A 10,772-nucleotide genomic window follows, 5' to 3' on the forward strand; every position below is an offset into this window, starting at 1 on the left:
AAAATCAAAAAAGAGAATGCGTATAAACTCTTTATCGAGCGTGACCCTGAAAAGCGCTTTTTGATGCTGATCGATGAACTGATCGAAGAGACGGAAGCCAATAAACTCCAAAAAGAGATCCGCTCGAAAGTCCATTCCCGCATTGAGAAGGTCAACAAAGAGTATTTCCTCAAAGAGCAGCTCAAACAGATTCAAAAAGAGCTCGGAACCGATACCCACCGCGACGAAGAGATTGAAGAGTTTAAAAAGAAACTCGAAGCCAAAAAAGAGAAAATGCATCCCGATGCGTACAAAGAGATCAACAAACAGTTGGAGCGCTTCGCACGGATGCACCCTGACAGTGCCGATGCGGGGATGATTCAGACCTATCTTGAATGGGTGCTTGAGATCCCCTACGGAGAGGAAGCGAAAAAAGCGCTCAACATTCACGACGTCGAAAATCAGCTGAACAAAGATCACTTTTCACTCAAAAAACCGAAAGAGCGGATTTTGGAATATTTCTCGGTAAAAGAGTTGCTGGAGCTTCGCGGCATCGCTGATAAAGAGGGGCGCGGTGCGATCCTCTGTTTCGCGGGCCCTCCGGGCGTCGGTAAAACGTCGCTCGCCAACTCCATTGCAACAGCGCTTAAACGTCCGTTGGTGCGGATTGCATTGGGTGGACTGGAAGATGTGAATGAATTGCGCGGACACCGCCGTACGTATATCGGTGCAATGCCGGGGCGAATCGTGCAAGGGGTGATCGAAGCGAAAAAGATGAATCCCGTTATCGTTCTTGATGAGATCGATAAAGTGGCGAAATCGCATCGGGGCGATCCGACGGCGGTATTACTCGAGATTCTCGATCCTGAACAAAATACCCATTTTCGGGATTATTATCTCAACTTTAACCTCGATCTTTCCAAAGCGATCTTTATCGCGACGGCGAACGATGTAGGGCAGATTCCGGGACCATTGCGCGATCGGATGGAGTTTATTTCGGTAAGTTCATACACGCCGCAGGAAAAATTCCAGATTGCCAAGCAGTATTTGATTCCGCAAGAGCTGAAAAAGCACGGGCTAAAACCGAGTGAACTTTCGATCTCGAAAACGGCTCTGTCGGAAGTGATCGAAAAGCACACCCGAGAAGCGGGTGTTCGTAATCTTCGTCGCCGTGTGGCGGATATCGTCCGTAAAGCGGCGAAAAAGATTCTCGAAGAACCGACAACCCAAAAAGTCTCTGTCAGTCTTAAAAATCTCAAAGATTTCTTGGAAAAAACAATATTCGAGATTGATCGAACCGACCATGTTGACCGAATCGGAGTGGTAAACGGTCTTGCGTGGACATCCGTCGGCGGCGATGTCCTCAAAATCGAAGCGATCCGCATCAACGGCAAAGGGGTGCTTCAGCTCACCGGAAGTTTGGGAGATGTAATGAAAGAGTCGGCTCGTATCGCCCTCTCCGTCGTCAAGACATTGATCGACGAGGGGAAAATAAGCGTTGATCACTCTATTATTCCCCTCTCCCCTGCTGAGCGAGAGAGTGACATTCCTCTCGATGCAAGTGAAGTTTATAAACGTTTTGATTTGCATATCCACGTTCCGGATGGGGCAACGCCTAAAGACGGACCGAGTGCAGGTATTGCCATGTCTACGGTCATTGCCTCGATTCTGACCAATAAAAAAGTACGTGCCGATATCGCGATGACGGGTGAAGTATCTTTAACCGGAAATGTTCTCCCTATCGGCGGGCTCAAAGAGAAGCTGATTGCGGCACATCGAGCTGGGATGAAGCTTGCCCTTATTCCGCAGAAGAATTTTGATCGTGATTTGAGCGATATCCCCGATGAAGTGAAAGCTTCCATCGAAATCGTCGGTGTTACTCGGATCGAAGAGGTGTTGGAACGCCTTTTAATTGACGCATAATTTTCATCGCTTCGGGGCTACCGTAAAGGTATCCCCGCAATTTTGTCCCTATCTTTAATCTCCTGCACTCTTCTCGAAACCCTTTATCCATGACGACATTGTTTTCAAACGGAGCGATAAACGTATACTCTGATTCAATGGAGACGATAAATCGTCTCCCGATAATATGCTCTCCGCCTCTCTTTAGCGCCACTTTGTCATGCTGGCTGAGGAGAACTCCCTGAGACTTGAAAAAACGGTCGACTCCGTAGAGCAATGAGCGGATATTGGAGGGATTCTGGGCATAAGCGAATTCATCGGCATATACGAACTCCATCGTTTCAATCAGCGATTCGTTGTCCTCTTCCAGATACCGGAAGCTTCGACGAATGGCATCCTGATAATCACGCATCATCGGTGCACTGTAGCGATGTCTGAAAAAGTTACGGGTGTAACGCTCATCACTGTTGCTTTCATCGATGTGATGAGGGATTTTATGTTCGCGCAGATACCCTTCGATAGAATCACGATCCCACTCCAAAAGGGGACGTAAAATCTCTATCCCCTCCCGTGAATCGTGGGAGCGGATTCCCAGCATCTCGGGAAGCCCCGATCCGCGGCATATCTGCATCATCAGCCATTCCAGCCGGTCGTTGAGCTGATGGGCGGTGAGAAGATAGCGATAGCCGTGCTTTTTCATCAAATAGCCGAAAAAACGGTAGCGTTCTTCCCGAGCGCGGTGCTCGAAATTGACTCCCCCTAATCGGCAGGAGTGGGCATAACATTGAAGGCTATGGGTCTGTGCAAGCACTTCGGCACTTTTTTCTTCGGCGTCACTGGAGTTTCGGGTGTGGTAGTTGACGTGTGCAATATCAAAAGTGATATTGTGTTCCAGAAGAAGGTGGAAGAGGGCGGTTGAGTCGACTCCTCCTGAGAAAGCGAGGAGTACTCTCCCCTCGTGCAAACGATCAAGATGGAGAAGTTTAGACATCGCCTGTTACGGTTGCCAGAGGCCGTTTTTCGGCGAGTTCAGTGATACGTGCACGGTAGATTTTTCCGAAACTGAGCTCTCCTTCAATCTCGCGATCATTGACATAGATTTCACCGTCTACATCGGGTGCCCAATTAAGTGCTCTGCTGCTTAGAAGAAACTCATGTTCGTCGCTCTCGCCGTCAATGACAAGAAGAATTTCGGTTCCCACAAGTTTTTGCAGACTTGCCGCTTCAACATCGGAAGCGATTTTTCCAAGTTTTTTCGCACGGGCATTGATGGTTTTGGAGGAAATTTTCTCTTCCATGGTATAGGCGCTTGTCCCCTCTTCATCGGAGTAGCTAAAGACATTGATACGGTCAAAGCCGAAAGAGCTGGCAAATTCCCCCATCTCTTCGAACATTGCGTCGCTTTCCTGCGGATGGCCTACAATAAAACTGGTACGGATGAACGCATTCGGAAGGGCTTTCATTGCATTGAGAAGCTCTAACGTTTTGGCTTTTCCAAATCCCCGCTTCATGATACGGAGCATCTCGTCATTGATGTGCTGAATCGGCATATCGAAATAGTTATGGAAGAGTTTTGAATCCCCGATGGTTTTGATCAGTTTGAGTGTTGTTGTGGACGGATAAAGGTACAAAATGCGGGCACTTTTGACTCCATCGATCAGCTCGATCCGTTTGATAAGGTGGATAAGTCCGTCGGAGATATTTTGATCGCGTAAATAGGAGCTTGAGTCTTGGGAGACGAAGCTGAAATCGTAATACCCTTTGGCAACAAGCCCTTCGACCTCGCGGGCGATACTCTCTAAATCACGCGAATGGAGTTTCCCTTTAAACGAGGGGATGGCGCAGAAACTGCACACTTGATTGCACCCCTCGGAGAGTTTGACATAGGCGTGGTAGGTTGATCCCGTTACGACACGCTCTGCGCCGTCGATCAGATAGACCTCAGGGGTAAAACGGCTTTGTTTGGCGGCAAGGAGCTCATCGATTTTGTCGTAATCACCCACACCGGTAAAGATGTCCACTTCGCTGAGTTCTTTGGATAGCTCTTCTTTGTACCGTTCTGAGAGACAGCCTGCCATAACCAAAACAGAATCTTTTTTACGATCCGCATCGAGGTTAAAGATCGTATTGAGCGACTCTTGTTTTGCCGCGTCGATAAATCCGCAGGTGTTGACAATAATAACATCTGCTTCACTGCTTGCATCGGTCATCTCGAAATCTTTGAGCCGTCCGAGCATCACCTCGGTATCAACGAGATTTTTGGTACATCCGAGTGAAACGATATGAAGCTTTTTAGACATTCTGTCCCTTTGAAAAAAATAGGATCATATTATATCCAAGAGAGAATTTGATACACTTTCAATATGAAATATCTAATAGTCCTTTTAGCTTTGTTTCCCATGATCGGCATGGGGGTTCTTTTTGTCTACGGATCGGGCATTGAATGGTTTGATGAATTGGTGGTATGGAGTGAGAATGCTTTTGCGTATCACCTTCCTGTCGTGGCAAACAAACTCTATTATCTTTCCAAAATAGCGGGAGTCAGTGCCTTGTGGCTCCTTATCCTCGCCTTTTGGGTTCAGCCGCTCCGTACGTATTTTCGTTTTGATTTGGTTGAATTTAAAAAACTGCTTGGCGGTTTCGCTCTCGGTTATGGAGTGCTCCATTTTCTCCTTTTTATCGCATCACACGGTTTTTCTATTTCATATATCGGAAAATTGTTTATAACCCATCTCTTTTTATCGGTAGGGTTGGGGGCATTGGTACTTCTCTCTATCGCTCCGCAGGTGAAGTCATGGTACAAATTTCTCTACATAGGGGTAGTCCTTGTGATTATCCATCTTTTGCTCGGATACCGTTCGTTAGAGACGGCGCACATTATTGCCATCTCACTTCTGAGCCTTGGTCTGGCCCTTCGATTGATTAAGCGTTAAATGAAACACTACGATGTTATTATCCTCGGAGGGGGGGCGAGCGGATTGATGTGTGCTGCCCAACTGCGTCAACATAGTTCTCTCTCCATCGCGATTATCGAGGGAAATAGCCGACCTGCCTTGAAGCTCAAAGCGAGCGGAGGGGGCAAATGCAATCTCACCAATGTCGAAGTGGACCCAACCCATTTTCTAGGAGATGAGACACTGGTATCGAATGCACTTTCGAGTTTTTCTCAAAAAGCCCTTTTAGAGTATTTCAAAGCCGGCGGATTGCGTCCGGTCATCCGAAAAGAGCGGTACTATTTTTGTCCCAAAAGCTCCGATGAGGTAATCTCCATTCTGATGGGAAAAGCGAGCGGATGTGATCTTCTCACAGGGTATAAAATCCTCTCACTGGAGAGTCAAAAAGTTTTTGTTGTTACGACGGATAAAGGAAAATTCACCGCTGATAAAATTGTCGTGGCAACCGGAGGGGCGAGTTACAAAGAACTGGGTGCCAGTGACATCGGTTTGAAAATCGCTCAAAATTTGGGACTTAAAACGGTTCCCTTTTCTCCTGCATTGGTAGGGTTGACACTGCAGCCTAGAGAGTTCTGGATGAAAGAGCTTAGCGGTATCAGTTTTCCGGCTCGGATTCTTGTGGCGGGGAAAATATTGGATGAAGATTTGCTGTTTGCCCATAAAGGGATTAGCGGATTGGTCGTTCTCTCCGCATCGCTCTATTGGTTCAAAGGAGACATTGTGATTGATTTCCTCCCTGATTTTGATCTCAACACTATTCGGAACGCTAAGAAGATTCTGAGTACGGCAATACCTCTTCCGAAACGGTTTATAAAAGCATTTTTAGAGGCAATCGGAGTTGAGGACAAGCCGTGCAGCCGTCTGAGTGCGCAGGAATGGGAGAATGTTGTCCGCATTCGCAACTACGCTATGGCTCCCTCGGGAACATTCGGTCTCTCCAAAGCCGAAGCGTGCCGGGGCGGTGTGGCGTGCGATGAACTCAATCCGGAAACGATGGAAAGCACGAAAATCAAAGGGCTCTATTTTATCGGTGAGACGGTGGATGTGACGGGTGAGCTTGGGGGCTATAATTTTCAGTGGGCGTTTAGTTCGGCGGTGATGTGTTCTAATGCGATTAGGGTATAATCTTCACTAATAGTTCATTACTAAGGGATGATTATGGAACGTCAGCGTGTCGTTATCGTCGGCGGAGGGTATGCGGGGGTAAAAGCGCTTCAAACTCTGGCTTCAAGCGGTCTGTGTGATATCCTTCTAATCGATCAGCACCCGTATCATTATCTTCAAACCGAAGCCTATGAGCTTATTGCCAATGAGTGTTCGATGACCCGTGTTACGATCGATTTGGTCGCATTGTCTCTAAGTTACGGCGAGCATGTAACATTCCTCAAAGATACGATACGGGAAATCGATTTTGAGAACCGATGTGCAAGTGGGCAAAACTCATGTCATCCGTATGATTATCTCCTTTTGTGTACCGGCAGCCGTACGGCGTATGAGAGTGCTACCCCAGGATTGCGGGAACATTCTCATGGTGTAAAAACCCTCCCCAGCGCCCTCTCTTTTAAACATCAGTTTGAGCAGCGTCTGTACGCTCGAATGGAGAGTGAGGGGGGATGGTGCTCTGAACCGTTTAACGTCGTCATCGGCGGCGGCGGGCTCAGCGGTGTTGAGATCGCGGCGGAAATGGCTCATTACATCCGCGTTTTTCATCAAGACAATACCCTTACCTGCGATAATATTCATATCTTTTTGATCATCCCTCACGAAAATGTTTTGGAAGGGATGGAACCTTACCTGATTGAGAAAGCGACACAGCGGCTTATACAGTTGGGGGTGAAAATCATTAACCATTCCCGTATTACCTCGGTTGAAGAGCATACTCTGAGATTGAATGATGCGGATATCGTCTGTTTTGATTTTATGATTTTTACGGGAGGGATCATCGCTTCGACATTGACATCTACGATGAATCTCCCCAAAAACAAAAAATCGCAGCTTATTGTGGATGAGTATCTCCGCATTCCGATGCATGAGGAGGTATTTGCGGTCGGTGATATTGCCGAGATTCGCGATTCAGATGGAAAGATGCTTCCTCCTACCGCGCAGATTGCGGAGCAAAGCGGCACCTTGGCGGCAAAAAATATTCTTGCTTTGATCGAAGGGCATCAAATGAGCCGAGCCAAGATAAAAATTGAGGGGATGATGGTCGCTTTGGGGGGAAAATATGCCGCTATTTCATTGTTGGGATGGATCCGTGTCAGCGGACTTTTGGGATATTGGATTAAAACGGCCATTATGAGAGGGTACCGGTATCTTCTTCACCGTCAATGTACCAAAGGGATGGATCGTCTCTCTGAAACTAAACGTCAATGTCGGAGAGGATTTTAATTTTTTCTCAGTACAATTACACCAATTAACATCAGAGGAATATCCTAATGATACTTTTAGCCGGACCGTGTGTCATCGAGAGCGAAGAGTCGATTTTTAAAATTGCCAAGTCCCTTGAACGTTACCAAAATGACCCGCGCTTTGATTTTTATTTTAAATCGAGTTTTGATAAAGCCAACCGTACCTCTCTGGAGAGTTATCGCGGACCGGGAATCGAAGAGGGGCTTCGAATACTCCAAAAAGTAAAGGACGATTTCGGCTACAAGATCGTCACCGATGTCCATGAAAGCTACCAAGTTCCTATCGCGGCGGAAGTCGTCGATATGCTTCAAATCCCCGCTTTTTTATGTCGTCAGACCGACTTGCTTGTGGCGGCGGCAAAAACCGATAAAATCGTCAATATCAAAAAAGGGCAGTTTATGACCCCCTCAGATATGCGCTTTTCGGTGGCCAAAGTACTTAAAACACGCGGATGCGATGAGGTGAGCTACGAAGCTTCCCAAAAACACGGGGTTTTACTGTGTGAACGGGGTTCGAGCTTCGGGTATGGCAATCTTGTCGTCGATATGCGCTCACTCGTGATTATGCGCGAATACGCTCCTGTCATTTTCGATGCGACCCACTCGGTACAGATGCCGGGTAATGGTACTGGTAAAACGGGAGGGGACAGCTCGATGGTTCCTCATCTCGCACGCGCCGCCGCAGCCGTCGGTGTAGACGGATTTTTCTTTGAAACCCATTTTGATCCTATCTGCGCTTTGAGCGACGGACCGAATATGCTAAAATTAGAACAACTCGAAGCGTTAAGCGAAACGCTGTTAAAAATCAATTCAGTCAAAGGAAATTAATTTTATGAAACTAATCGAAGGACAACTTCGTGTTCGCACGGATAAAAAAGTAGCTATCGTCAGTACACGCTGGAACCATTTCATCGTCGATCGTCTGGTTGAAGGGGCAAAAGATGCGTATGCACGTCACGGCGGAAACAGTGATGAATTGACACACGTTTTGGCACCGGGAGCGTTTGAACTTCCGATGGTGATCGAGCAGCTTTTAAGCAGCGGAAAATACGATGCCGTATGTGCGTTGGGTGCCGTGATTCGCGGTTCAACCCCTCACTTTGATTACGTTTCGGCTGAAGCGACCAAAGGGATCGCAACGGTGAGTTTGAAACATAAAAAGCCGGTTTCATTCGGATTGCTGACTACCGATACCATCGAGCAGGCGATTGAGCGTGCCGGAACCAAAGCAGGAAACAAAGGGTTTGAAGCGATGACCGTTGTTATCGAGATGCTTGATCTGTACGCTGAGATCGGCGCATAATGGCGACACGTCATCAAGCCCGCATGGCGGTTGTAAGTTTATTGTACGCATACGATTTAGGAAATCAGACAATCTCTGATTTTAGCGATGAGATTCTCGAAGAGAAAAAGATCCGTAACAAACAGCGTGATTTCGCCCTTGATTTGTTCAAAGGGGTAACGGACCATTTGGCAGAGGTAGACGAAGCGATTATCAAACACCTCAAAGATTGGGATTTCGACCGTTTGGGATCGATTGAGCGGGCGACACTCCGCTTGGGCGGATACGAGATAATGTTCGGTGAACTCGATTCGGCGGTTATTATCAACGAAGCGATTGAAGTGGCCAAGGCATTCGGAAGCGAACAGTCACCCAAATTTATCAACGGCGTTTTGGACGCAATTTCGAAAGACAAATAATATATCATGCGCCTTACTAAAGAACAAGCCTTAGAACTGATTGCTCATGCTGATCTCAAAGAGTTGGGCAAAATGGCGACGGCTCGCAAAAAAGAGCTTCATCCTGAGGGTATTACGACGTTTGTTGTCGATCGTAATATCAACTATACCAATGTCTGCTGGGTGGATTGCAAATTTTGCGCTTTCTACCGTCACGGTAAAGACGGCGATGCGTATGTCCTTACGTTTGAAGAGATCGATCAAAAGATCGATGAACTGCTCGAAATAGGGGGAACTCAGATTTTGTTTCAAGGGGGCGTTCACCCGAAACTCAAAATCGAGTGGTATGAGGATTTGGTCGAACATATCCATACCAAATATCCGACGATTACGATTCACGGCTTCTCTTCGATTGAACTCGACTTTATCGCCAAAGTCTCTCACATCTCTATCCAAGAGTGCCTTTCACGGCTTCATGCCAAAGGGCTTGCATCGATTCCCGGTGCGGGTGCCGAGATTTTAAGCGACCGCGTCCGTGATATTATCGCTCCGAAAAAAATCGACTCTCAGGTATGGCTTGATGTTCATCGTGAAGCGCATAAGCTCGGTATTATGTCGACAGCGACGATGATGTACGGTACCGTTGAAACCGATGAAGAGATTATTGAACATTGGAATCTGATCCGAGATCTTCAAGATGAAACACACGGATTCAGAGCCTTCATTATGTGGTCATTTCAGGGGCAAAACACGCAGTTGATGGAAGAGTATCCCGAGATCGAGAAACAATCCTCCAACCGTTATCTTCGTTTGTTAGCGGTATCGCGTCTCTTTTTGGATAATTTCCCCAATATCCAAAGTTCATGGGTAACCCAAGGGCCGTACATCGGTCAGATGGCACTCCTCTTTGGGGCAAACGATCTGGGATCGACGATGATGGAAGAGAACGTAGTCCGCAGTGCCGGAGCAGGATTTCGGATGGCGAAAGATGAGATGGTTCATTTGATCCGAGATATCGGTGAAACTCCGGCGATTCGCAACACGGCATATGAGATTTTGGAAACGTTTGAGTGACACGTTTATTTTTAGCGATTTTACTATTAGGGCAAGCACTTATGGCAAGCACATTGGATTTTATTGACGTTCACGGGGTAAAAGTCCCATTTATTTACGAAGAAGACAAGCGGCTTCCGATCGTATCGATGCAGATCGTTTTTACCCACAGCGGCAGTATCGATGAGGGAGCACATTTCGGTCTGGCTCGCATCAGCGGCAAAATGTTGAATGAAGGTTCTCTAAAGCGAGGTTCAGTCGGTTTTGCCGATGCTTTGGATGCAAGAGCGATTCAACTAAGCAGCAATGCGGGAAACGAGACTTTCGTGATTGAACTCGGAAGTCTTAAAGAGGAGTTCGATACCGGACTTTCCCTTTTGAGCGAACAGTTACGCGAACCGAACTTCACCGCCAAATCATTGGATAAAGTCAAAACGATGGCTCTTAGCGATATCGCCCGCAAAGAGGCTGATTTTGATACGGTCGCCTCCGATGAGCTCAAAGCGGTACTGTTCGAGGGAACTCCGATGGCAGTCCCCAATATCGGAACCAAAGAGAGCATCAAAGCGATCAAGCTGAACGATATCGAAAAATTCATCGACAATCATCTTCTCCTCTCCAATGCGCTTATCGTAGTCGGAGGGGATATCTCTCTTGCTGATGCCAAGACAAAAGTACAATCTCTCTTGAGTATTTTGAAAGCGGGAAAAGTCGGAAACGAACGTCATTATGAGCCCCGCCATACGCCGAAAGAATCGATCTTGAAGCGTCCTCAAACAGAACAGGCTTACCTCTA

Annotated in this window: 11 protein-coding genes; 9 read left to right on the forward strand and 2 right to left on the reverse strand. The window is 47.1% G+C overall.

The genetic code is table 11. The features are described from left to right. Positions 1 to 1,902 (forward strand): endopeptidase La (gene lon / locus Q0C19_RS08240; protein WP_295055003.1); only part of this gene is annotated, 1,902 nt, incomplete at its 5' end. Here the strand turns inward: lon and tilS are convergent. After that, a complete protein-coding gene (tilS, locus tag Q0C19_RS08245) occupies positions 1,856 to 2,872 on the reverse strand; it encodes a tRNA lysidine(34) synthetase TilS (RefSeq protein WP_295055004.1) in 1,017 nt (338 codons plus the stop codon). The genes lon and tilS overlap by 47 nt on opposite strands. Continuing rightward, positions 2,865 to 4,181 (reverse strand): 30S ribosomal protein S12 methylthiotransferase RimO, encoded by a 1,317-nt coding sequence (rimO, locus tag Q0C19_RS08250; RefSeq protein WP_295055006.1) that lies wholly within the window; start codon positions 4,179 to 4,181, stop codon positions 2,865 to 2,867. The genes tilS and rimO overlap by 8 nt, the downstream gene beginning before the upstream one ends. A 63-nt stretch (positions 4,182 to 4,244) precedes the next feature. Between rimO and Q0C19_RS08255 the strand changes: the two genes are divergently transcribed. From Q0C19_RS08255 to Q0C19_RS08290, 8 genes are all read left to right on the forward strand, one after another. Then, the gene (locus Q0C19_RS08255) at positions 4,245 to 4,814 is read left to right on the forward strand and encodes a hypothetical protein (protein ID WP_295055008.1); all 570 of its coding nucleotides are present in this window, start codon (positions 4,245 to 4,247) and stop codon (positions 4,812 to 4,814) included. Further along, the gene (locus Q0C19_RS08260) at positions 4,815 to 5,960 is read left to right on the forward strand and encodes an aminoacetone oxidase family FAD-binding enzyme (protein WP_295055010.1); all 1,146 of its coding nucleotides are present in this window, start codon (positions 4,815 to 4,817) and stop codon (positions 5,958 to 5,960) included. It begins immediately after the preceding gene. Between the two features lie 33 nt (positions 5,961 to 5,993). Next, positions 5,994 to 7,223 (forward strand): FAD-dependent oxidoreductase, encoded by a 1,230-nt coding sequence (locus Q0C19_RS08265; RefSeq protein ID WP_295055012.1) that lies wholly within the window; start codon positions 5,994 to 5,996, stop codon positions 7,221 to 7,223. Positions 7,224 to 7,270: 47 nt separating this feature from the next. After that, positions 7,271 to 8,071: a 3-deoxy-8-phosphooctulonate synthase gene (gene kdsA / locus Q0C19_RS08270; RefSeq protein ID WP_295055014.1), complete on the forward strand. Its 801-nt coding sequence runs from the start codon at positions 7,271 to 7,273 to the stop codon at positions 8,069 to 8,071. A 4-nt stretch (positions 8,072 to 8,075) separates the two neighbouring features. Further along, positions 8,076 to 8,546 (forward strand): 6,7-dimethyl-8-ribityllumazine synthase, encoded by a 471-nt coding sequence (gene ribH, locus Q0C19_RS08275; RefSeq protein ID WP_295055016.1) that lies wholly within the window; start codon positions 8,076 to 8,078, stop codon positions 8,544 to 8,546. Next, positions 8,546 to 8,944: a transcription antitermination factor NusB gene (nusB, locus tag Q0C19_RS08280; RefSeq protein ID WP_295055018.1), complete on the forward strand. Its 399-nt coding sequence runs from the start codon at positions 8,546 to 8,548 to the stop codon at positions 8,942 to 8,944. The genes ribH and nusB overlap by 1 nt, the downstream gene beginning before the upstream one ends. Before the next feature lie 6 nt (positions 8,945 to 8,950). Next, complete coding sequence (locus tag Q0C19_RS08285; protein WP_295055020.1) at positions 8,951 to 9,997, forward strand: dehypoxanthine futalosine cyclase; 1,047 nt, start codon at positions 8,951 to 8,953, stop codon at positions 9,995 to 9,997. Between the two features lie 41 nt (positions 9,998 to 10,038). After that, positions 10,039 to 10,772, forward strand: a 734-nt coding sequence (locus Q0C19_RS08290) for an insulinase family protein (protein WP_295055021.1), incomplete at its 3' end; no start/stop codon positions are given.

Source organism: Sulfuricurvum sp. (assembly GCF_023250475.1).
Lineage (GTDB): Bacteria > Campylobacterota > Campylobacteria > Campylobacterales > Sulfurimonadaceae > Sulfuricurvum.

Bases quoted from the DNA above. Each gene is read 5' to 3' on its own strand.
- Q0C19_RS08260 (WP_295055010.1), top strand. From the start codon at position 4,815: ATGAAACACTACGATGTTATTATCCTCGGAGGGGGGGCGAGCGGATTG.
- Q0C19_RS08265 (WP_295055012.1), top strand. From the start codon at position 5,994: ATGGAACGTCAGCGTGTCGTTATCGTCGGCGGAGGGTATGCGGGGGTA.
- rimO (WP_295055006.1), bottom strand. From the start codon at position 4,181: ATGTCTAAAAAGCTTCATATCGTTTCACTCGGATGTACCAAAAATCTC.
- Q0C19_RS08255 (WP_295055008.1), top strand. From the start codon at position 4,245: ATGAAATATCTAATAGTCCTTTTAGCTTTGTTTCCCATGATCGGCATG.
- nusB (WP_295055018.1), top strand. From the start codon at position 8,546: ATGGCGACACGTCATCAAGCCCGCATGGCGGTTGTAAGTTTATTGTAC.
- ribH (WP_295055016.1), top strand. From the start codon at position 8,076: ATGAAACTAATCGAAGGACAACTTCGTGTTCGCACGGATAAAAAAGTA.
- kdsA (WP_295055014.1), top strand. From the start codon at position 7,271: ATGATACTTTTAGCCGGACCGTGTGTCATCGAGAGCGAAGAGTCGATT.
- tilS (WP_295055004.1), bottom strand. From the start codon at position 2,872: ATGTCTAAACTTCTCCATCTTGATCGTTTGCACGAGGGGAGAGTACTC.
- Q0C19_RS08285 (WP_295055020.1), top strand. From the start codon at position 8,951: ATGCGCCTTACTAAAGAACAAGCCTTAGAACTGATTGCTCATGCTGAT.